At 62.0% G+C, this 21,408-nt stretch carries 16 protein-coding genes and 1 pseudogene; 10 read left to right on the top strand and 7 right to left on the bottom strand.

Going from position 1 to position 21,408, the window contains the following annotated elements:
* Positions 1–4 precede the first annotated feature (4 nt).
* Entirely contained in the window at positions 5–877 is an 873-nt protein-coding gene (locus K0H47_RS20740; RefSeq protein WP_003212428.1) for a LysR substrate-binding domain-containing protein, read from the top strand.
* Positions 878–1,003: 126 nt separating this feature from the next.
* Here K0H47_RS20740 and K0H47_RS20735 read toward each other — a convergent pair whose 3' ends face one another.
* A complete protein-coding gene (locus K0H47_RS20735; protein WP_093208012.1) occupies positions 1,004–1,861 on the bottom strand; it encodes a LysR substrate-binding domain-containing protein in 858 nt (285 codons plus the stop codon).
* A 112-nt stretch (positions 1,862–1,973) separates the two neighbouring features.
* Here K0H47_RS20735 and K0H47_RS20730 point away from each other — a divergent pair, with 112 nt between their 5' ends.
* The 3 genes from K0H47_RS20730 to K0H47_RS20720 all read left to right on the top strand — a co-directional run bounded on the left by K0H47_RS20730 (position 1,974) and on the right by K0H47_RS20720 (position 4,622).
* Positions 1,974–3,083 carry a 2-aminoethylphosphonate--pyruvate transaminase gene (locus K0H47_RS20730; RefSeq protein WP_219273540.1) on the top strand — a complete coding sequence of 370 codons (1,110 nt, stop codon included), beginning with the start codon at positions 1,974–1,976 and terminating at the stop codon, positions 3,081–3,083.
* A 27-nt stretch (positions 3,084–3,110) separates the two neighbouring features.
* Positions 3,111–3,938 carry a phosphonoacetaldehyde hydrolase gene (gene phnX, locus K0H47_RS20725; RefSeq protein WP_177026934.1) on the top strand — a complete coding sequence of 276 codons (828 nt, stop codon included), beginning with the start codon at positions 3,111–3,113 and terminating at the stop codon, positions 3,936–3,938.
* 123 nt (positions 3,939–4,061) lie between these two features.
* The gene (locus K0H47_RS20720) at positions 4,062–4,622 is read left to right on the top strand and encodes a cytochrome b (protein ID WP_017476948.1); all 561 of its coding nucleotides are present in this window, start codon (positions 4,062–4,064) and stop codon (positions 4,620–4,622) included.
* An 86-nt stretch (positions 4,623–4,708) separates the two neighbouring features.
* On the opposite strand, the gene K0H47_RS20715 is transcribed toward K0H47_RS20720, so the two are convergent.
* Positions 4,709–5,614, bottom strand: coding sequence for a 1-aminocyclopropane-1-carboxylate deaminase/D-cysteine desulfhydrase (locus K0H47_RS20715; RefSeq protein ID WP_219273539.1), 906 nt, complete (start codon positions 5,612–5,614; stop codon positions 4,709–4,711).
* 57 nt (positions 5,615–5,671) lie between these two features.
* Complete coding sequence (locus tag K0H47_RS20710; protein WP_177026936.1) at positions 5,672–7,711, bottom strand: NADPH-dependent 2,4-dienoyl-CoA reductase; 2,040 nt, start codon at positions 7,709–7,711, stop codon at positions 5,672–5,674.
* Between the two features lie 211 nt (positions 7,712–7,922).
* Here K0H47_RS20710 and K0H47_RS20705 point away from each other — a divergent pair, with 211 nt between their 5' ends.
* The 3 genes from K0H47_RS20705 to K0H47_RS20695 all read left to right on the top strand — a co-directional run bounded on the left by K0H47_RS20705 (position 7,923) and on the right by K0H47_RS20695 (position 11,412).
* Complete coding sequence (locus tag K0H47_RS20705; RefSeq protein WP_063028619.1) at positions 7,923–9,053, top strand: carbon-nitrogen hydrolase family protein; 1,131 nt, start codon at positions 7,923–7,925, stop codon at positions 9,051–9,053.
* A gap of 4 nt (positions 9,054–9,057) precedes the next feature.
* A complete protein-coding gene (locus tag K0H47_RS20700; protein WP_017476944.1) occupies positions 9,058–10,092 on the top strand; it encodes an AraC family transcriptional regulator in 1,035 nt (344 codons plus the stop codon).
* Positions 10,093–10,392: 300 nt separating this feature from the next.
* Positions 10,393–11,412 (top strand): pyruvate dehydrogenase, encoded by a 1,020-nt coding sequence (locus tag K0H47_RS20695; protein ID WP_201141394.1) that lies wholly within the window; start codon positions 10,393–10,395, stop codon positions 11,410–11,412.
* A gap of 134 nt (positions 11,413–11,546) precedes the next feature.
* On the opposite strand, the gene K0H47_RS20690 is transcribed toward K0H47_RS20695, so the two are convergent.
* Positions 11,547–12,017, bottom strand: a complete 471-nt coding sequence (locus K0H47_RS20690) for a MarR family winged helix-turn-helix transcriptional regulator (RefSeq protein ID WP_008431958.1) — start codon at positions 12,015–12,017, stop codon at positions 11,547–11,549.
* A 146-nt stretch (positions 12,018–12,163) separates the two neighbouring features.
* On the opposite strand from K0H47_RS20690, the pseudogene aceE reads away from it, so the two are divergent.
* A pseudogene (aceE, locus tag K0H47_RS20685) lies at positions 12,164–14,834 on the top strand (pyruvate dehydrogenase (acetyl-transferring), homodimeric type).
* On the opposite strand, the gene K0H47_RS20680 reads toward aceE, so the two are convergent.
* Entirely contained in the window at positions 14,835–15,677 is an 843-nt protein-coding gene (locus K0H47_RS20680; protein ID WP_177026939.1) for a DUF2242 domain-containing protein, read from the bottom strand.
* A gap of 89 nt (positions 15,678–15,766) precedes the next feature.
* Positions 15,767–16,666, bottom strand: a complete 900-nt coding sequence (locus K0H47_RS20675; RefSeq protein ID WP_219273538.1) for a LysR substrate-binding domain-containing protein — start codon at positions 16,664–16,666, stop codon at positions 15,767–15,769.
* A gap of 127 nt (positions 16,667–16,793) precedes the next feature.
* On the opposite strand from K0H47_RS20675, the gene K0H47_RS20670 reads away from it, so the two are divergent.
* Positions 16,794–17,972 carry an MFS transporter gene (locus K0H47_RS20670; protein WP_219273537.1) on the top strand — a complete coding sequence of 393 codons (1,179 nt, stop codon included), beginning with the start codon at positions 16,794–16,796 and terminating at the stop codon, positions 17,970–17,972.
* Positions 17,973–18,087: 115 nt separating this feature from the next.
* Positions 18,088–19,422 (top strand): Na+/H+ antiporter NhaA, encoded by a 1,335-nt coding sequence (nhaA, locus tag K0H47_RS20665; RefSeq protein WP_219273536.1) that lies wholly within the window; start codon positions 18,088–18,090, stop codon positions 19,420–19,422.
* A gap of 91 nt (positions 19,423–19,513) precedes the next feature.
* Here nhaA and K0H47_RS20660 read toward each other — a convergent pair whose 3' ends face one another.
* A complete protein-coding gene (locus tag K0H47_RS20660; protein WP_177026942.1) occupies positions 19,514–21,388 on the bottom strand; it encodes a SurA N-terminal domain-containing protein in 1,875 nt (624 codons plus the stop codon).
* Positions 21,389–21,408 lie beyond the last annotated feature (20 nt).

Genomic DNA, 21,408 nt, shown 5'->3' with positions numbered 1-21,408 from the left:
CGCGATGTCGGTGTCCCACGCCCAACTCAAAGCCTTCCATGCGGTGGCCGTCCACGGCAGCTTTACCCACGCCGCCGAGCGCTTGTTCCTCAGCCAGCCGGCCATTTCCGACCAGGTGCGCAAGCTCGAAGAACGCTTCGGCGTGCTGCTGTTTCATCGCAACAAACGCTCAGTACGGTTGACCGACCTTGGCGAGCGCCTGTTGAGCATCACCCAGCGCTTGTTTGCGGTCGCGGCGGAAGCCGAAGAGCTGTTACAGGATTCCCGGGCATTGCAAACCGGCACCCTGACACTCGCGGTCGATGCGCCCGTGCATGTGCTGCCGCAGATCGCGCGCTTTTGCCAGCTGTACCCGGGCATCAGCGTGAAGATCGAAACCGGCAACACCGATGAATCGCTGTTTCGCCTCTACAACTACCAGGCCGACCTGGCGCTGCTGGGGCGCGATGTGGACGACGAGCGGCTGCTGTCATTGCCATTGCCGGATGATCAATTGCTCGCGTTTGTCGCCCGCAACCACCCGTGGGCGGGCCGTGAGTCGATCTGCCTGGCGGACCTGGACGATACGCCGCTGGTGTTGCGGGAAATCGGCTCGGTGACCCGCCAGACCCTGGAGCAGGAAATGCACCAGGCCGGGCTGCGGATTCGCCCGGCAATTCAGGTGGAAGGCCGCGAAGCCGCACGGGAGGCGGTGGTGGTGGGGATTGGCGTGGGGGTGGTGTCGGCTGCGGAGTTTGGGGCCGATTCGCGGGTGTATGCGATGCCGATCCGTGACTGTACGCAGCGGATGAAGGAAACCCTGGTGTGTTTGAAAGAGCAGAGTTCGCGGCGGGTGGTGGCGACTTTTCTGGAGATTGTGCGGGAAAGTTTGCGGTGAACTCAGGGGCCTCATCGCGGGCAAGCCCGGCTCCCACATTAGACCGCGTATTCCAGAACAACTCGGTCAACTGTGGGAGCCGGGCTTGCCCGCGATGGCGCCAACTCGGTCTTCAGCCAACCCCCCTCAGGGCGCCAACTCGAAAAACGCCTGAATCAACCGCAACTCCCGCCGCCGCTCCATGCACCCGATCACATGCCGGTTCACCAGCCCCTCACCCTGGATCGGAATCGCATGCACCCGCGGGTCCCGGCTGACTTCCATCGACGACACCACACCAACCCCCAATTCAGCCGCCACTGCTTCCGTCACCGCCTCACGGCTGTCCAGCTCGAGCAACACCTTGGGCTGCACACCGGCCTGGGCGCAGGCATCGTCGAAGGTCCGCCGCGTAATCGAGCTGGGTTCACGCAACACCATGATCACCTGATCCAACTGCTCCAGCCGAATCCCCGCAGGCTCCGCCAACCACGGATGCCCGGCAGGCACCAACGCGCAAATCCGGGACTCGATCAACGGCTGCAAATGCAGGCCCTTTCGTGGCTCCACCTCCGTCAACACCGCCACATCGGCGCGCTCCGACAGCAACGCCGCGAGGGTTTCCTGAGCGTTGCCCAGGCGCAAATTGACGGTAATCCCCGGATACCGCTGCCTCAGGCTGGCCAGCATCGGCATGACCATGTGCGGCCCGTCCGCCGCCACTTCCAGGCGCCCGGTAAGCAATTGCCGGTTGGCCTCCAGCAAGGTCTGCGCCTCCTCCACCAGGCCGAAGATCGCCCGGGTGATCGCCGCCAGCTTGGTGCCCTCTTCGGTCAACTCCACCCGCCGCGCGGTACGCCGCAGCAGGGCAATCTGGTAGTGCTCCTCCAGCGCCTTGATATGCCCGGTTACCGCCGGCTGGCTGATGAACAGGCGCTCGGCCGCCCGGGTAAAACTGCCCTCGCGGGCTACGGCATCAAACGCACGCAGTTGAAACAGGTTCATAGCTATCGGCCTCACTGATAGCTCGCATAACAACAAACAATTTGATTGATGACAAGCCAAACTGCAATTTAGGCGCCGTAACTTCATCCCATTGTTTTGCGAGGACACACGAATGAGCACTGCCGCGCCGATCCTGCTGACCCCCGGGCCCTTGACCACCTCGGACCGTACCCGCCAGGCCATGATGGTCGACTGGGGTTCATGGGATGACCGCTTCAACCAACTGACCGCCAGCCTCTGCGAGCAACTGCTGGTGATCGTCAACGGCACCGCCAGTCACCATTGCGTGCCGTTGCAAGGCAGCGGCACCTTTGCCGTGGAAGCGGCCATCGGCACCCTGGTGCCACGGGACGGCAAGGTGCTGGTGCTGATCAACGGTGCCTACGGCAAACGCCTGGCGAAGATCTGCGAAGTGCTCGGCCGCGAGTTCAGTACCTTTGAAACCGCCGAAGACGAACCCACTACCGCCGCCGACGTCGACCGCCTGCTGCACGCCGACAAGGGCATCACCCACGTTGCACTGATCCATTGCGAAACCAGCACCGGGATTCTGAACCCGCTGCCCGAGATCGCCCAGGTCATCGCACGCCACGGCAAGCGCCTGATCATCGACGCCATGAGTTCCTTCGGCGCGCTGCCGATCGATGCCCGTGAAGTGCCGTTCGACGCGCTGATCGCCGCCTCCGGCAAGTGCCTGGAAGGCGTACCGGGGATGGGGTTTGTGTTCGCTGAAAAGCGGGCGCTGGCCGCTGCCCAAGGCAACAGCCATTCCCTGGCGATGGACCTGTTCGACCAGCACAGCTACATGGCCAAGACCGGCCAGTGGCGCTTCACACCGCCAACCCACGTGGTGGCTGCGCTGCACGAAGCGCTGCTGCAATACAACGAAGAAGGCGGCCTGCCCGCCCGGCACCAGCGCTACGCCGACAACTGCCAGGCGCTGCTGGATGGCATGGCCGAACTGGGCCTGCGCAGCTTCCTGCCTGCCGCGATCCAGGCACCGATCATCGTCACCTTCCATGCGCCGAAAGACCCGCGCTACCAGTTCAAAGAGTTCTACGAACGGGTCAAGGCCAAGGGTTTCATTCTGTATCCGGGCAAATTGACCCAGGTGGAAACCTTCCGCGTGGGCTGCATCGGCCATGTAAACCAGGCCGAGATGCAAGCCGCCGTCGCCGCGGTGGCCGAGGTGCTGCAAGAAATGAACGTGCTCGACATCTGACTGCCCACTACTCACAGGATCTGAACCATGAACTACGCAAACCCAACCCAGCTTCAAGCCGCGATCCTCGACTGGGCCGGCACTGTGGTCGATTTCGGCTCGTTCGCCCCCACGCAGATTTTTGTCGAAGCCTTCGCTGAATTCGACGTGCAGGTCTCCATCGAAGAAGCCCGCGGCCCGATGGGCATGGGCAAGTGGGACCACATCCGCACCCTGTGTGACCAGCCGCAAGTGGCCGAGCGCTATCGCAAGGCCTTTGGCCGCACACCAACCGACGATGACGTGACCGCCATCTACCAGCGCTTCATGCCGCTGCAGATCGAGAAAATCGCCGAGCACTCGGCGTTGATCCCCGGCGCCCTGGACACCATCGCCAACCTGCGCACGCAAGGGATCAAGATCGGCTCGTGCTCCGGCTACCCCAAGCAGGTGATGGACAAAGTCGTCGAACTGGCCGCCACCAACGGCTACGTCGCCGACCACGTGGTCGCCACCGACGAAGTACCCAACGGCCGCCCATGGCCAGCCCAGGCCCTGGCCAACGTGATCGCCCTCGGAATTGATGATGTCGCGGCCTGCGTGAAGATCGACGACACCGTGCCGGGCATTCTCGAAGGCCGTCGCGCCGGCATGTGGACCGTGGCGCTGACCTGCTCAGGCAACGCTCTGGGCCTGACCTACGAGCAGTTCCGCGCCCTGGACGCCGACACACTCGCCAGCGAACGCACGCGCATCGAGGCCATGTTCGAAGGCTCGCGCCCGCACTACATGATCGACACCATCACCGACCTGCCTGCGGTGATCGCCGACATCAACCAGCGCCTGGCACGGGGTGAAATGCCACAGGGCTACTGATCGAGATCAAAAGATCGCCTATACACCCTTCTCTCACGGGCAAACCTTCTAAAACAGGCTTACATTGAAAGGACTCCGTCGCGAAAGAACGGAGGTTTGCCCTGATGAGTGAGGAAGAAAGCGATGCCCTGGAAGAATTCCGATACGCGTTACAGCACCATGTCGATTGCGTTGCACTGGCTGATGGTGGTGCTGCTGGCGGTGGTTTACGCCTGCATTGAATTACGCGGGCAGTTTCCCAAAGGCAGCGGCGGCCGTACGTTGATTGTGGAAATGCACTTCATGTTCGGCCTGACCGTATTTGTACTGGTGTGGCTACGGTTGTTCGCCCGCAGCCTGGGCGTGGCGCCGAAGATCGTGCCGGCCCCGCCGCAATGGCAATCCTTCCTGGCCACCCTGATGCACATGGCGCTGTATGCCTTGATGATCGGCATGCCCATCGCCGGCTGGCTGATCGTCAGCGCGGAGGGGCATTCAGTGATGTTCTACGGCATCGAGCTGCCGCCGTTGATTGCCGAAAACAAGGCGTTGGCCAAAGAGATTGAAAGCTGGCATGTGCTGTTCGGCAAGGTCGGTTACTGGCTGATCGGCCTGCATGCGTTGGCGGGGTTGGGCCATCACTATGTGCTGCGGGACAATACTGCATTACGGATGATGCCCGGCAAGAGAGGGAACCTTCAGTAACCGTGGGAGCTGTCGAGCCCCAGCGAGGCTGCGATGGGATCACCGCGCAGTACCTGCCAGACCGCAGCGCCTGCATCGCAGCCTCGCTAAAGCTCGACAGCTCCTACAGGGAATCCTCGGCGGCCTTGCAGGCCACCGGTGTGGACAAAGATCAGACGGGTGCCGGGGGAAAATCTCCCGGCTTCAATCTGCTGCTTCAACGCCAATAACGCCTTGCCGGTGTACAGCGGCTCCAGGGGCAGGCCACAGGCTTGCTCGGTGGCGTCGATAAAGGCCAGCAACTCCGGATCAACCTTGCCAAAGCCGCCCCGGCTGGCCTCCAGCAATTCATAACCCTCTTGCACAAGCGCCCGTACCTGCTGCGCCACGCCGTGGTCGTCGGGCACCGCCAGCGCACCATATACCGGATGCGCGCCCGCCTCGGCCAACACCAATCCCGCCAGGGTGGTGCCGGTGCCTGCTGCCAGCCACCAACCGTGATAGTCCGCCCAGCCCAGGCCGCCTAACTGCGCCTGCGCCTGACTGACCAACACCCCACAGCCCAACGCACCGGCCAAGCCACCACCGCCCTCAGGCACCGGGTGCAGGTGCGGATACTGCTCGCGCCACGGTAGCCAGAAGTCCGGCTCATTGCGCGCGCGATAGCCGCCATACCCCAGCCAGTGCAGTTGCATGCCGAAGGCCTTGAGGTCGAGCACCGTGGGCGTGTCTTGAGGATGGCCACGCAGCAAGCCAACGGTAGGAAAACCGAAGCGTTTCCCGGCCGCCGCCAGTGCATGCAAATGATTGGAGTAAGCCCCGCCCAGGCTGATGATCCCGCTGGCACCCGCCGCCCGGCCTTGCGCCAGGTGTTCGGTGAGCTTGAACCACTTGTTGCCGCTGATCAGCGGGTCGATGCGATCCAGGCGCAGCACGGTCACTTCCACCGGCCCCATCCAGTCCAGCTTCAGGGGTTCAAGGGGCGCGTGGGGAAGCCAGTCGAAAGGACCCATAAGGGCGGTTCTGCACAAGAAAAGGGGCGGTAGTCTACCACCGCCCCTTTGGCGTGTTTACAGCTCGGCCGCCAGGCGCGAACCCTGGTTGATGGCGCGCTTGGCATCCAGTTCGGCCGCCACGTCCGCACCGCCGATCAGGTGCACGTTCTGCCCGGCTGCGACCAGGCCATCCTGCAATTCCCGCAGCGGATCCTGGCCGGCACAGATGACGATATTGTCCACCGCCAGCACCTGCGGCTCACCCTCGGCGCCAATGCGGATATGCAGGCCCTCATCGTCGATCTTCAGGTACCCGACGCTGTTGAGCATCTGCACCTGTTTGTTCTTCAGACCGGTGCGATGAATCCAGCCGGTGGTCTTGCCCAGGCCGTCGCCGACCTTGGAAGTCTTGCGCTGCAGCAGGAACACTTCACGCGCCGGCGCATGGCGCTCGGGCTTGATCCCGGCCACACCGCCGCGGGCTTCAAGCTGGGTATCGATGCCCCACTCTTTCCAGAATGCCTCGCGGTCCAGGCTGGTGGACACGCCCTGGTGCACGAGGAATTCCGACACGTCAAAGCCGATACCGCCGGCACCGATCACCGCCACGCGACGGCCCACAGGCTTGCGCTCCAGGATCACGTCCAGGTAGCTCAATACCTTGGCGTTTTCCACGCCCGGGATGGCCGGTGTGCGCGGCGCGATGCCGGTGGCGAGGATGATCTCGTCGTAACCGCCCGCAACAAGCTGCTCAACGTCGACCCGAGTGTTCAGGCACAGCTCGACGTGGGTGGTCTGCAACTTGCGCTTGAAGTAGCGCAGGGTTTCAAAGAACTCTTCCTTACCCGGCACGCGCTTGGCGATGTTGAACTGGCCACCGATCTCGCTGGCCGAATCAAACAGCGTCACCTGATGCCCGCGCTCGGCAGCGACGGTGGCGGCCGCCAGGCCCGCAGGCCCGGCACCGACCACGGCGATTTTCTTGATCTGCTTGACCGGCAGGTAGTTGAGCTCGGTCTCGTAGCACGCACGCGGGTTGACCAGGCAGGTGGTCAGCTTGCCGCCGAAGGTGTGGTCCAGGCACGCCTGGTTGCAGCCGATGCAGGTGTTGATCTCATCGGCGCGGCCTTCGGCGGCCTTGTTGACGAAGTCCGGGTCGGCGAGGAATGGGCGGGCCATTGAGACCATGTCGGCGTCGCCTTCGGCCAGGATCTGCTCAGCGACTTCCGGGGTGTTGATCCGGTTGGTGGTGATCAACGGAATCTGCACCGAACCGCGCAACTTGGCGGTGACCTTGCTGAACGCACCGCGTGGCACTTTGGTAGCGATGGTCGGGATCCGCGCTTCGTGCCAGCCGATGCCGGTGTTGATGATCGTTGCACCGGCCTGCTCGATGGCCTTGGCCAACTGCACGATTTCTTCCCAGGTGCTGCCGCCTTCCACCAGGTCGAGCATCGACAGGCGGAAGATGATAATGAAATTCGGGCCTACGGCTTCGCGCACCCGGCGCACGATTTCCACCGGCAGGCGCATGCGATTTTCATAGCTGCCACCCCAGCGGTCGGTGCGATGGTTGGTGTGAGCGGCGAGGAACTGGTTAATGAAGTAGCCTTCGGAGCCCATGATCTCCACGCCGTCGTACTCGGCGACCTGGGCCAGCAGCGAACAGGTGACGAAATCGCTGATCTGCTTTTCGATGCCTTCTTCGTCCAGCTCTTTGGGCTTGAACGGGTTGATGGGCGCCTGGATTGCGCTTGGCGCGACCTGTTTCGGGCTATAGGCATAACGCCCGGCGTGGAGGATCTGCATGCAGATCTTGCCGCCCGCCTCGTGCACCGCTTTCGTGACGATCTTGTGCTTTTGCGCCTCTTCGTCGGTGGTCAGCTTGGCTGCACCGCCATACACCCCGCCTTCATCGTTCGGGCCAATGCCGCCGGTGACCATCAGGCCCACGCCGCCACGGGCGCGCTCGGCAAAATAGGCCGCCATGCGCTCGAAGCCGCCGGGTTTCTCTTCAAGGCCGGTGTGCATCGAGCCCATCAGGGTGCGGTTACGCAGGGTGGTAAAACCCAGGTCCAACGGGGCCAGCAGGTGCGGGTAGGCAGCAGCGGTCATGGTACAGCTCCACAACGGATCATCACGGGACGTGGAGCGCTCGAATGGCACTCCATCGGTTTATGTCCCACAGCCTAAGAGGCTGCCGGTTGCCGCTCAATGACTGTAACTGACAAGTTATTGATCCAAATGCGCAGCGCCCCTTGGCAACCGCGTACATGAGCCCTACCCTAGGTACCGAACCCTGCACCCGGTCCGTTGTCTTTTTCCCATGCGTAAACTTCTTGGATTCACCCTCATCATGGCCCTGGTCGCCGCCGTTTCCGCCTATCTGGTCTGGACCCAGGAGCGCCCCGTGGGCCATTACCTGTCCGACCTGCGGATCAACCTGGCCGTCGACCAAGGCGTGCCCGCCGACCGCGGTAACCTGCTGGGCATCCAGCCGGAACTGTTCCCCGCCGACTACCAGAGCCTGGAACGCCTGCACCTGAAGCTGGCGGCCTATCTGCAAAAGGCCCGCGACCAGGGCTTGATCAACGACAAGACCATCGTGGTGCTGCCGGAACATATCGGCACCTGGCTGATGGTCAGCGGCGAAAAGAACGAGCTGTATCAGGCCACCAACCTCAAGGACGCGATGAACTGGCTGTCGGCGAGCAACCCGCTGCTGTTCCTGCGGGCATTGATCAGCGCCAAGGGTGATGACCGTATTGACGACGCCTACCTGCGCATGAAGGCTCCGGCCATGGCCCGCGACTATCAGGTGCTGTTCGGCGGTCTGGCCAAGGAATTCGGCGTGACCCTGGTAGCCGGCTCCATTGCCCTGCCCAACCCGAGCGTCAGCCAGGGCCAGCTGCAGATCGGCCATGGCGCGCTGTACAACACCAGCGTGGTATTCGACCGTGATGGCTTGGCGGTGGGCCAGCCGCAACGCCAGCTGTATCCGATTTTCGATGAGCGCGGTTTTATCGAACCCGGCGACGAAAACACCGTCAGCGTGGTCGACACCCCGGCCGGGCGCCTGGGCATTCTGATCGGCAGCGACAGCTGGTACCCGGACAATTACCGCAAGCTCAACGAGCAAGGCGCCCAGTTGGTGGCCGTCCCGGCCTTCGTGATTGGCCGCGAGACCTGGGACAAGCCGTGGCGCGGCTTCAAAAGCGTGTCGACGCCGCCGGAAATCAGCCTCAAGCCCGAAGAACTCAGCGAAGGCGAAGCCTGGCACCGCCTGACTCTGATCAGCCAACAACCCATCAGCCAGGCGACTGCCGGCATGAGCGTGTTCCTGCGCGGGCAGTTCTTTGACATGGGCAGCGCCGGGCAAAGCTTCCTCAGCAGCAACGGCCAGGTGTTCGCCGACGGCAATGCCCGTGGCGCGCGCCTGCTGAACGTGTGGCTGTAACACGATGAAACCGGTGCGGCTTGGGGATTTGTCGGTGGGCTTCGTCCACACCTTGGCCGATGCGATCCACAGCCATGGCCTGGACCCGCAACCGTTGCTGCTGCAATACGGCCTTGACCCGGCCCGCCTGGCCGAGGCCGGCGCGCGCTTGTCGATCCCGCGCTATATGCGCCTGGGCCACGCCGCCATCCAGCTGACCGGCGACGCCAGTCTGGGGCTGCGCATGGGCCAGCTCAGCCGCTTGAGCCAGGCCGGCCTCGCCGGTGTCACCGCCGCCCAGGCCCCTACCGTGCGCGAAGCCGCCCGCACCCTGACACGCTTCGAAGCCTTGTACGGCTCCAACTATCGCGGCCAGTCGAGCTTTCACGAGGATACGGACGGGGCCTGGTTGCGCTTCTATTCCATCAGCCCGTACAACGCCTATAACCGCTTTGTGGTGGACTCGATCATCGCCGGGTGGCTGCATCAGTTGTCGAGCCTGAGCCTGCAACCGGTGCAGGCGCAGCGCATCGAAATCGAATTCGAGGCACCGGACTATAGCGAGCGCTACAGCGTGCTGGGGGACTGCCCGATCCAGTTTGGCGCCGAGCACAATCAACTGCGCCTGAGCCAGCAAACCCTGGCCATGCGCAACCCGGAACATTGCCCGAGTACCTGGCAATTACTGGTGCAATTGTGTGAACGGGAACTGGAGCAGTTGACGCGCACCCGCAGCCTGCGCGAGCGCATTACCCGGTTGCTCGGGCCGATGCTCAATGGTGGCCGGGAACCCGACCTGGAAGAAGTGGCGTCACGCTTGAAACTGCCGACCTGGACCTTGCGGCGCAAGCTGGCGGAAGAAGGGACTCAGTTCCGGGCGATTCTCAATGACACTCGCCGCGACCTGGCCATGACCTACATTCGCGATACCGAACTGGCGTTCGGTGAAATTGCCTATTTGCTCGGCTTTGCTTCAGCAGAAGCCTTTCAACGCGCCTTCAAACGCTGGAACAGCCAGACCCCAGGGGAATTTCGCCGCAGTCAGCGGCATTCCGCCTGACGTCTGTCTTACAGCTCGGTGGCATCATCGACCGGATCCAGCGGATCCAGTTCAAAGGCCTGGTACTCCAACAGTTCTTCCTGGTAATCGTCCATGGTTGACTCCTTGTTTTATGAAAAGGGGTTGCTTAATGACCTGCACAACCAGCCTAAAGTGCCGCCATGACGAAAAAATGTCCGTGGCATGACGTTCCTGCACTTCAAGATTAAACGTAGCAGTGTTGCGTTGATTTAGCCGGATGAATTTTAGATGCAACTGCAATCATTGCAATTGCAATCAAAAGCGGAATTCCATTAGGGTATGGGCACCCGTTGCCAAGCGACCCTGCTCATGACTGCCAGCACCGAACGCTCTGCCCTGATCTGTATCGACGCCCTGAATGCAATGCAGCAGCCCCGCTGCTCGCCCCTGTATAGCGTGATGACCATGGCCAACACCCTGGAGTCCAGCCGGCAGGCGTGGGTGATTCGCGGCCAGTCGCGCTCGCGCCGGGTGATGAGCTGGCCCACGTGGTTTGCGCGCAACACCGGGGAAAAGCCCATGTTGTACCTGCACACGGCCGCGTCATCGGCGCAGTTGCGCGCATTGTCCAGCGAGACCCGCCAGCGAGGCATCTTGTGCAACGACAATGAAACCCGGCCCTCCCCATCACTGCCCTTGTGGTTGGCCAGTAATCCCCACTGCACACCTTATGACCCGGCCTCCGGCGAGGAAGCGCGGGCGGTAGTGCTGGCGGCTTTGCAGGCGCTGTATGTCGACGGAGAGCCGGGGTTTTATTACCTGGCATTGCACGATCAATACGACGGGCCAGGGCTGAGCCCGCAGGATCGTGACCATGCACTCAGGGGCATGTACCGGGTCCGGCGCTCATACACGAGTGAATTGAAGGTGCGGTTGCTGGGCGCGGGTCGAGCGTTTGAAGAAGTCGTGCACGCCGCGCAGTTGCTCGAAACGGATTGGAATGTCGCGGCACAACTGTGGAGCTGCCCCAGCTACACACGGCTGGCCCGTGAGGCGGATGCGGCGCAACGCTGGAACCGCCTGCATACGTTGGCACCGAAGCGCAGTTGTCATTTAAGGGATTGCCTGGCTGGGGATGGCGCGCCGGTGGTCGCGGTTACCGGGTATCCGCAGCCGATCGTTGATCAGTTGGCGGGGTATGTGGATGCGCGGTTTGTAGCCTTGGGCGCGGGCTCGGTGGAAACGTCACCACCCAGTCGATATTGGGTAGCGGTGCTGGCATTGAAGGCGCTGGCGGATGACGGCCGTATCGAAGTAGAACAGGTAGAAGCCGCCCTGCATCGATATCACCTTAGATGAATGGAATGCGATCAAATGTGGGAGCTGGCTTGCCTGCGATAGCGGGGTGCCAGGCGCCGATACTTTGGCAGACCGTCCGCTATCGCAGGCAAGCCAGCTCCCACCCTGGATCTCGGTGCTATCTGATATTTGCTTCAGGTCTTACGCCGCCCACGGGTCTGCACGCCCGCCTCCATCGCCAGCCCCGCCGTGCGTTCCAGCGCCTCGGCAAAGCCCCGGCGTTGCTCGCTGTCGAGCTGCGACAAAAACAACTCATCCACGCTGCTTTCGTAGATTTTCCACATCTTTTTGCGCAACACCCGGCCCGCGTCGGTGATTGAGACAAAGGCAGCACGCCCGTCACCGTCGGAGCGCGAACGCACCACCAGGCCGTCCTTTTCCAGACGGTCCACCAGGCGCGTCAAGTTGTAGCGCTCGATGGCCAGTACATCGGCCAATTCGTGCATGCGCCGGGTGCCATCGGGGCCACTTTCCAGGCCCCACAAAGCGTCGTACCAGGCATACGGCGGCAGACCGGCATCGGCCAGGCGCCGTTCGATTTCACGGATGACCGTCCTGTGGGCCCGAACAAAACGAAACCAGACATCAGGCTCTTTCGACGACATGCAATACCAATCCGGGGAATTTCAAGAAGGTTGCAATAGTAGCTCATCCCGCGCTAGATTCAGTCATGTAGTTGCAATTGCAACTACATTCGCAAAGCTCCCACAAGGAGCCCACACGCTGAAACCCGTCCACCCTGGAGCCTGACATGACCCCGAACACTGCAGTACGCCTCGACGACGATCCACAGGAAACCCGCGAATGGCTGGAGTCCATCGAATCGGTGCTGACCACCGAAGGCCGCCCGCGTGCGCATTACCTGATTGATCAGTTGCTGGATTTCGATGTGGCGCGGCATGGCGACTTCTACGGGCGGGTGACCACGCCTTACGTAAACACCATCCCCGTGGACCGCCAACTGCCCTACCCCGGGAACCTGGCCACCGAGCGCCGGCTGAATGCGTTTATCCGCTGGAACGCCATGGCCATGGTGCTGCGCGCTGGCAAACATTCCGGCGTGGGTGGGCATATCGCGACCTACGCGTCGGCTGCCGTGCTGTATGACGTAGGCTTCGACCACTTCTTCCGTGGCCGAACTGACAGTTTCGATGGCGACCTGGTGTACATCCAGGGCCACTCGGCACCGGGCATTTACGGGCGGGCGTACCTCGAAGGCCGAATCAGCGAAGCGCAACTGGACAATTTCCGTCGGGAAGCCGGCGGCGACGGCTTATCGTCCTATCCGCACCCACGGCTGATGCCGGACTTCTGGCAATTTCCTACGGTGTCCATGGGTCTCGGACCAATCACCGCCGCCTATCAGGCGCGCTTCATGCGCTACCTGGAGTTCCGCGACCTCAAGCAGCACCAGGGCCGCAAGGTGTGGGCGTTCCTCGGTGATGGCGAGATGGATCAGCCGGAATCCCTGGCGGCCATTTCCCTGGCCGGGCGCGAGAAACTCGACAACCTGATCTTCGTGGTCAACTGCAACCTGCAACGCCTCGATGGTCCGGTGCGCGGCAACGCGAAGGTGATCCAGGAATTCGAAAGCCTGTACCGCGCCGCCGGCTGGAACGTGATCAAGGTGATCTGGGGTGGCGGCTGGGATGCGCTGCTGGAAAAGGACAAAAGCGGCTTGCTGCGCCAGCGCATGATGGAATGTGTGGACGGCGACTATCAGAACTACAAATCGCAAAACGGCGCCTACGTGCGGGAACACTTCTTCGGCAAATACCCCCGAGTTGCTGGCGCTGGTGGCGGACATGTCCGACGACGATATCTGGAAACTCTCACGGGGCGGCCATGACCCGGACAAAGTCTACAACGCCTATGCCGCCGCAGTGCGCCACAGCGGCCAGCCGACGGTGATCCTGGCGAAAACCGTCAAGGGCTTCGGCATGGGCGAGGCCGGCGAAGGCCAGAACATCAACCACCAGTTGAAAAAGATGGGCGCTGATGCCGTCAAAGCCTTCCGTGATCGCTTCGGGCTGGAAGTGGCCGACGATCAACTGGCCGAAATCCCGTATCTCAAACCGGCCGCCGACAGTGAAGAAGCGCGCTATTTCGCCGCTCGCCGCCAGTCGCTGGGGGGTTACGTACCGGCTCGCCACAGCGCGGTCGAGTCGTTGAAGATCCCCGAACTGGAGGCCTTCGCCACCCAACTCAAGGACACTGGCGAGCGCGCGATTTCCACCACCATGGCCTTTGTGCGCATCCTCGGCACGCTGCTCAAGGACCCGAACCTGGGCAAGTTGATCGTGCCCATCGTGCCGGACGAGTCCCGCACCTTCGGCATGGAAAGCCTGTTCCGCCAGATCGGCATTCACTCCGCTGTCGGCCAGCTCTACACCCCACAGGATGCCGGCCAGCTGTCCTACTACAAGGAGAGCAAGGACGGACAGATCATGCAGGAAGGCCTGAATGAATCCGGTGCCATTTCCTCGTGGATCGCCGCGAGTACGTCTTACGCCAACCACGGGTTGATGACCGTGCCGTTCTACATCTTCTACTCGATGTTCGGCTTCCAGCGGGTCGGCGACCTGGCCTGGGCCGCAGGCGATGCGCGGGCACGGGGCTTCCTGCTGGGGGCGACCGCCGGACGCACCACACTGATGGGCGAAGGCCTGCAGCATGACGATGGCCACAGCCATGTGCTGTCATCGGTGATCCCGTGCTGCGTTTCCTACGACCCGACCTTTGCCTTCGAGCTGGCAGTGATCATTCGCGAGGGCATGCGCCGGATGTATGTCGAGCAAGAGGACATCTACTACTACATTACCCTGCTCAACGAAAACTACCCGCACCCGGCGATGCCCGACGGCGTCGAGGATGGGATTCTCAAGGGCATGTATCGGTTGAAGGCGGCTGAAGACACCGTGCAACCACGGGTACAACTGATGGGCAGCGGTTCGATCCTGCGGGAAGTCATCGCCGCTGCTGATTTGCTGCGGGATGACTTCGCCGTGGCCAGCGACGTGTGGAGCGTCACCAGCCTCACCGAGCTGCGCCGGGAAGGCCATGCCGTGGAACGCTGGAACCTGCTGCACCCGGAAAGCGAACCGCGTGCCAGCTATGTCGAGCAGTGCCTTGAGGGCCAGGGCGGGCCCGTGGTGGTCGCCACCGACTACATGAAAATCTTTGCCGACCAGATCCGCCCGTTCGTGCCGGGTCGACGCTTTGTGGCGCTGGGCACTGATGGCTTCGGGCAATCGGATACCCGCGAAGCCTTGCGCGAGTTCTTTGAGGTGGACCGTTACTTCATTGCACTGGCGGCCTTGAAGGCGCTGGCGGATGACGGCCTGATCAGCCGCGCCAGGGTGGCGGAGGCGATCAGCCGCTACGGGATCAACGTCGACAAGGCCAACCCCGTAGCGGTGTAGTTACTGCGCAGGCGTCGGCAGGGGCGGAATCGCTTCGGTCGGCGCCGGCAGCGTCGGGGTGGTTGCCTCTGGGGCTGGTGCCGGGGTTTCCTTGGGAGCAATCGGCGCAGGTTCTGCCGGCGGCACAACCGGCTCCGATGCCGCAGGCACAACCGCCGGCGTCACCGGGGCTGCCGGTGCGGCCGGTGCGTCTTTCGGTACTTCTTTCGAGGATTCTTTAGGCGCCTCAACCTTATCGGCCGCCGGAGCTGCCTTTGGTTCCGGAATGCCCAGGTCAGCCTTGGGCTTCTCTGGAATATGCGCAGCCTTTTTCACTTCCTGGGGCAGGAAAACATCCACCAGCGCGAAATAACGCTCATAGAACTTTGGCGCAGACACCGTCTCGCTGGCCACCTTGACCATCGAATCATCGGTGGAGCCAATCGGCATCGACACCGAACCCAATACCCCCACACCCAGGCTGGCGGAGTTATTGACCTTCTTCAGCGCGTAGCGGTCCTGCAAGGCGTTGGCGAACATCGTCGAGTGATGATTGCCACTGCCATCGTCGGCACAGACCACGTTGAAGCTGATCTGCAGGTGAGTTTCGCCGGTCTGCTGGAAGCTCTTGTTACCCGCCACCAGCTTTGGATCGCTGCTGGTAATGATGTAACCCTGGCTCAACAGCGCACGCCGCGCCGCTTCACAGGCCGCGGTGTCACTGACCGGGTAATCACGGGAAAACGTACCGGAGTCGTCGAAATTCTCATGTTCATAAATAGCGGTCTTGGGTGACGAGCAGCCCGCAGCGCCCGCCAGCACCAGCGCCAACCCGAGGCTACGCAAGTGAAATGATGTCGACATCGAAAATCCTGAGGAAAACAGTCAGGGCGGTATTGTGCAACAGAACGTGGCCTTGGCGCGCGAATTCCTGTCGGTAAAACGTCACAGCCTTACGGGACGGTGTCTGCAGGAAAAAGCCGCTCGCCCATATGGTCGATAAACACGCGCAATTTCGCCGACGCATGGCGACTTGATGGCCAGAGCATCCAGAAACTGCCGCTGTGGTCCAGGTAATAGTCCAGCACCCGCTGCAACCGGCCCTGCTCCACCGATTCGCGGACCATGAAGTCCGGCAGGCAGGCAATCCCCAGGCCTGCATGGGCCACATGCATCAACGATTCGATGGTGGTGGAGACGAGCGGCGCACGCAGGACCGGCTCCGGCACGCCCGGTTCCGGGCGCAGTGGCCAGGCTTCCAGCTTGCCGGTGGCGCAGAACTTGTGGCGCAGGCAGGCGTGGTCGTTCAAGTCCCGAGGCTGACGCGGCGTGCCCTGCAAGCGCAGGTATTCCGGGGAGGCCACCAGCACCAGCCGGTAATACCCGAGGTGGCGTGCCATCAAGCGCGAATCCTCGGGTTTGCCGGTGCGGATCACCGCGTCGAACCCTTCCTCGATCACGTCCACCATGCGGTCGGAGAAGTCCACATCCAGCTCGATCTCGGGATAGGCCCGCATGAAATCCGTCAGCACCGGCATCAACAGGCCGCGCACTTGGGGCAGGCTCACACGCAGCTTGCCTCTGGGTGTGGCGGATGCCTGGCTCAGTTCCTGTTCTGCAGCCTCGACTTCGGCCAGGATCCGTCGGGAGCGTTCGAGAAACAGCGCGCCCTCGCTGGTCAACGTGATACTGCGGGTGCTGCGATGGAACAGCCGAACACCCAGGCGCTCTTCAATGCGCGCGATGCTTTTGCCAATCGCCGAGGACGACACCCCCAGCAAACGCCCGGCCTCGGTAAAGCTGCGGGTTTCCGCCACCTGCACAAACACTGAAATACTGCCGAGGCTGTCCATCGTCTCGCTCCCGAGGATTGCGGACGTTGGCGTCCGATAAGTTCGGAACCTTAGCCTGTTTTTCTCCAGCGTGCAGCACCCTACTCTGGCTCCCTGCCCCTACATCTGAACACCGGAGCCACCCAACATGAGCGACAGCGCCTTACCTTCCCCGCCCCTTGCGGCCAGCCGTGAACGCTTGCCCCTGGGCGGTCTGCTGGCATTGGCTACCGCCGGCTTCATCACCATCCTCACCGAAGCCATGCCCGCGGGCCTGCTCCCGCAAATGGGCGCTGGCCTCGGGGTGTCCGACGCCTTGGTGGGCCAGTTGGTGACCCTTTACGCCCTTGGTTCGCTGCTGGCGGCGATTCCCCTGACCATCGCCACCCGGGGCTGGCGCAGGCGGCCGTTGCTGATGATTGCCATCGGCGGGTTTGCCTTGGTCAACAGTGTGACGGCGTTTTCCAGCGATTACCTGCTGACCCTGGTGGCGAGGTTCTTCGCCGGAGTGTTCGCCGGATTGCTTTGGGCGCTGCTCGCCGGTTACGCCAGCCGCATGGTCGCACCGCACTTGCAAGGGAGGGCAATTGCCGTGGCCATGCTCGGCGCGCCATTGGCGCTGTCACTTGGCGTGCCAGCCGGGACATTCCTGGGCACCACGGTAGGCTGGCGCCTGAGCTTTGCAATCATGACCGGCCTGACGGTTGTGCTGCTGGCCTGGGTGCGCTGGCAGGTCCCGGACTTTGCCGGGCAGCGAGCGGAAAAACGCCTGGGACTGCGCCAGGTGCTGGTACTGCCGGGGATTCGTCCGGTGCTGTTTGTGACCTTCACCTACGTGCTGGCCCATAACATTCTCTACACCTATATCGCGCCGTTCCTGGTACCCGCCGGGATGGCAGCGGACATTGATCAGGTACTGCTGGTGTTTGGTCTGGCAGCGCTGTTGGGCATCTGGGTGGTCGGCGCGCTGATTGATCAGCGGCTGCGGGCCTTGTTGGTGATCAGTTGCGGGATGTTCGCACTCTCAGCATTGGCGCTGGCGTTCTGGATTACCTCGCCGGCCGTGATCTACACCACCGTGACGTTATGGGGGCTGGCGTTTGGCGGCCTCCCGGCATTGCTGCAAACGGCGCTGGCCAAGTCAGCCGGAGATTCAGCCGATGCCGCACAGTCGATGCTGGTGACGGTATGGAACCTGGGCATCGCCGGCGGCGGGCTGCTCGGCGGCATGTTGCTGCAAGGTTGGGGAGTGACGTCGTTTCCGTGGGCGGTCGCCGCGTTGGTCGTGCTGGCCCTGATGGCAACGTTGCGTTTAACCGATGTTTAAACGAAACGTGACGTGATGTTTCTTAACTCTTATGATCGCCCTGGGTGCGCTGCTGCATACGGCACAGCGCAGGTTAAAGGATAAGCATTGGTCGGGCCGCCAATGGAGACTTGTCGTGCCTGATAAACACCCTGCTATTCCTCGCCCCCAGGTTTTGGTCGAAGGCGCCCTGTCTGCATTGGAGCGGTTTTCACGCATCGAGGCCGTCAGCGGCATCGTGTTGCTGCTGGCGGCGATTGTCGCGCTGATCTGGGCCAACAGCCCGATCGCCGATTCCTACGAACACTTCTGGAACACCCCACTCACCATCGGGCTGGGAGCCTTCACGGTCTCGCGCTCGTTGCACTTCCTGGTGAACGACGGGTTGATGACCATCTTCTTCCTGGTGGTGGGCGCCGAGATTCGCCAGGAGATCAGGGACGGCGCACTCGCCAACCTGAAACTCGCTACCCTGCCCTTGGGCGCTGCGCTGGGTGGCGTGCTGATGCCGGCCCTGATTTACACCCTGCTCAATCATGGCACCGAAGCGGCCAGCGGCTGGGCCGTGCCCACCGCCACCGACATCGCGTTTGCCGTAGGCGTGCTGGCGCTGCTGGGTAAATCGATTCCGGCTGGCGTGCGCATCTTGCTCCTGGCGCTGGCGATCATTGATGACATCGTCGCCATCCTGATCATCGCGATCTTCTACACCGCAAGCCTTGACTACATGGGCCTGGTGATCGCGGCCTGTGGGTTGGCGCTGGTGCTGATTTTCCAGCGGATGGGCATCGGCAAGGCCGTTGTGTACCTGTTGCCAGGGGCGATTGTCTGGTTTGGCTTGCTTAAGACCGGCGTCCATCCGACGCTCGCGGGCGTCATGCTTGGCCTGATAACGCCCGTCACTTCCAGACCGACTCGGGAACGCCCTCTGGACACCATCGGGCGCACATTTAACGAACTGATGGACCGGCTTTCGCATCCGTCAGAAAGTGCCCATCAGGTCGCCAAGCCATTGAAGCAATTGAGACAGGCCCAACGGGAAATGTTGCCGCCGGTGCAGCGGATTCAAGCCGGGTTACACCCATGGGTGGCCTTCGGCGTCATGCCACTGTTTGCCCTGGCCAACGCGGGGGTGAGCCTGCAAGGGTTCAACCTGAACGACCCGCTGCCCCACGGGGTGTTCATGGGGGTCATCCTGGCATTGGTGCTCGGCAAGCCGCTGGGAGTGATGCTGGCGAGTTTCGTGCTGGTCAAGTTGAATATCTGCAAACTGCCAGAGGGCGTGACCTGGAACGGCGTCGCCCTGGTGGGCCTGCTGGCGGGAATTGGTTTCACCATGTCGATTTTCATCTCGTCGCTGGCCTTCTCCGATCCGACGCTGCTGTCGGCTGCCAAGCTGAGTGTGCTGAGCGCTTCAACCCTGGCGGCTGTGATTGGCCTGAGTTGGGGCAAGTTCAAGTTTGCGCGTTGAATCAACGGCTCGTTGAGTCAGCTGCTTGAGTGGATAAAAAAAGACCCCGGTCTCTTCAGGCCGGGGTCTTTTTATTCAGGCGGTAACGCGATCAGAACTTCTTGATCTCAGCCTTGGTTTCCAGCTGCTTGCGATAGGCAGCGAAGTCTTGCTGACCGATACGCGAAGCGAGGAAGCGGCGGTACTGAGCCTTCTCGTCATCGGTCGGGGCAGCGGCTTCGTTGACCGCGTTCAAGCGCACGATCACCAGGCTACCGTCTGGCAGGGTCACGCTGGTGAAGGTCGGCTTGTCCTTGGCCGCAGGCTTTGGCATGCGGAACAGGGCTTGCAGCACGGCAGGCTCGACGCCTTCCTGGCCACGGGTGGCCGCTTCGGTGACTTTCCAGGCCTGGCCATCCACCGGCTGGTTCAGCGGTGTCTTGCCATCACGCAGGTTGGCAATCAGCTCGTCCGCGTGAGTCTTCGCCGCAGCGCTTGCGCGCTCCTTGGTCAACTGGGCACGGATGGCCGTGGCAACGCTTTCCAGCGGCAGCTGGGTAGGCTTCAGGTGCTCTTTGGCACGCAGCACCACGATGGTTTCCGGATCCAGCTCGATGGCGGTGCTGTTGGCACCTTCATCCAGTACTTCAGGGCTGAATGCAGCGGTCACCACGGCACGATTGGCAGCAATGCCTTCACCACCTTCACGGCCAAACGGCGCGGAGGTGTGCACGGTCAGCTTCAGGTCCGACGCCGGCTGGGCCAGGTCGGAAGCTTCGAATGCAGCGTCTTCCAGTTGCTTGGTCGCGTCGACGAAACGCTGTTCAACCTGCTGGGTCTTGAGCTCGCGGGTCAGCTTGTCTTTCAGGCTGGCGAACGATGGCACTTCTGGTGCTTCAACGCCCAACAGCTTAATCAGGTGCCAGCCGAAGCTCGAACGCACCGGTGCCGAGACCTGGTCCTTGTTCAACGCGTACAGCGCTGTTTCGAAGGCAGGGTCGTAGACGCCAGGACCGGCGAAACCGAGGTCACCGCCGTTGTTCGCAGAACCTGGATCCTGGGAGAACTCTTTGGCCAGGGCTTCGAATTTCTCGCCTTTGGCCAGGCGTGCCTGGATCTCTTCGATCTTGGCCTTGGCTTGCTCGTCAGTGGTCTTGTCGTTGACTTCAATCAGGATGTGCGCCGCGCGACGCTGTTCAGCGAGGTTGGCGGTTTCTTTCTGATAGAGGGCTTGCAGCTCATCGTCCTTGACCGCGACCTGGTCGAAGAAGGAAGCCTTCTTCAGCTCCAGATAGTCGATGACCACCTGGTCCGGGGTCATGAACTCTTTGGCGTGCTGGTCGTAGTAAGCCTTGACCTCGTCGTCGGTGATCTTCACTGCCGCAGGGTCGGCCTTGATGCTGACGGTGGCGAAGTCGCGGGTCTGTTTTTCCAGACGGGCGAAAGCGAGCACTTCGGCATCAGTCACAAAACCGCTACCGGCAATACCAGCACGCACCTGGCCGATCAGCATTTCCTGGCTCAGCATCTGACGGAATTGCATACGGCTGTAGCCCAGCTGACGGATCACCTGGTCGAAACGCTCAGCGTTGAACTGGCCATCCACCTGGAATTCCGGCGTCTGCAGGATCACTTGATCCAGCGCAGCTTCGGAGAAAGCGAATTTCGAATCGGCAGCGCCTTGCAGCAGCAGCTTGCGGTCGATCAGGCTTTTAAGAGCGGCGTCGCGCAGCAGCTTTTCGTCCAACAAGGAAGCATCGAAGTCCTTGCCCAGCTGTTGCATCAGCTGACGACGTTGCATGTCGACGGCCTGGCCCAGTTCGCTTTGGGTGATTTCTTCACCGTTGACCTTGGCCACGTCCTGCTTGTTGTTGGTCGAAGCCTGAAAAATGGCCTCGATACCGGTGAACGCCATCAATGCGACGATGATCCCGATAATAGTTTTGGCAATCCAGCCTTGTGAATTGTCCCTGATATTCTGCAGCATGCGTCCCCCAGAAACGGTTG

It is taken from the genome of Pseudomonas sp. Xaverov 83 (assembly GCF_019352905.1).
Taxonomy (GTDB): domain Bacteria; phylum Pseudomonadota; class Gammaproteobacteria; order Pseudomonadales; family Pseudomonadaceae; genus Aquipseudomonas; species Aquipseudomonas yamanorum.
This window is presented reverse-complemented; position numbering and strand designations above follow the sequence as displayed.

What these genes read in the sequence shown, in the direction of transcription:
- phnX (WP_177026934.1), top strand. Translation starts at nt 3,111, where the DNA reads ATGAACTACGCAAACCCAACCCAGCTTCAAGCCGCGATCCTCGACTGG.
- K0H47_RS20680 (WP_177026939.1), bottom strand. Translation starts at nt 15,677, where the DNA reads ATGTCGACATCATTTCACTTGCGTAGCCTCGGGTTGGCGCTGGTGCTG.
- K0H47_RS20690 (WP_008431958.1), bottom strand. Translation starts at nt 12,017, where the DNA reads ATGTCGTCGAAAGAGCCTGATGTCTGGTTTCGTTTTGTTCGGGCCCAC.
- K0H47_RS20715 (WP_219273539.1), bottom strand. Translation starts at nt 5,614, where the DNA reads ATGGGTCCTTTCGACTGGCTTCCCCACGCGCCCCTTGAACCCCTGAAG.
- K0H47_RS20660 (WP_177026942.1), bottom strand. Translation starts at nt 21,388, where the DNA reads ATGCTGCAGAATATCAGGGACAATTCACAAGGCTGGATTGCCAAAACT.
- K0H47_RS20675 (WP_219273538.1), bottom strand. Translation starts at nt 16,666, where the DNA reads ATGGACAGCCTCGGCAGTATTTCAGTGTTTGTGCAGGTGGCGGAAACC.
- K0H47_RS20695 (WP_201141394.1), top strand. Translation starts at nt 10,393, where the DNA reads ATGGGCACCCGTTGCCAAGCGACCCTGCTCATGACTGCCAGCACCGAA.
- K0H47_RS20730 (WP_219273540.1), top strand. Translation starts at nt 1,974, where the DNA reads ATGAGCACTGCCGCGCCGATCCTGCTGACCCCCGGGCCCTTGACCACC.
- K0H47_RS20710 (WP_177026936.1), bottom strand. Translation starts at nt 7,711, where the DNA reads ATGACCGCTGCTGCCTACCCGCACCTGCTGGCCCCGTTGGACCTGGGT.
- K0H47_RS20700 (WP_017476944.1), top strand. Translation starts at nt 9,058, where the DNA reads ATGAAACCGGTGCGGCTTGGGGATTTGTCGGTGGGCTTCGTCCACACC.
- K0H47_RS20670 (WP_219273537.1), top strand. Translation starts at nt 16,794, where the DNA reads ATGAGCGACAGCGCCTTACCTTCCCCGCCCCTTGCGGCCAGCCGTGAA.
- K0H47_RS20735 (WP_093208012.1), bottom strand. Translation starts at nt 1,861, where the DNA reads ATGAACCTGTTTCAACTGCGTGCGTTTGATGCCGTAGCCCGCGAGGGC.
- K0H47_RS20705 (WP_063028619.1), top strand. Translation starts at nt 7,923, where the DNA reads ATGCGTAAACTTCTTGGATTCACCCTCATCATGGCCCTGGTCGCCGCC.
- K0H47_RS20720 (WP_017476948.1), top strand. Translation starts at nt 4,062, where the DNA reads ATGCCCTGGAAGAATTCCGATACGCGTTACAGCACCATGTCGATTGCG.
- K0H47_RS20740 (WP_003212428.1), top strand. Translation starts at nt 5, where the DNA reads ATGTCGGTGTCCCACGCCCAACTCAAAGCCTTCCATGCGGTGGCCGTC.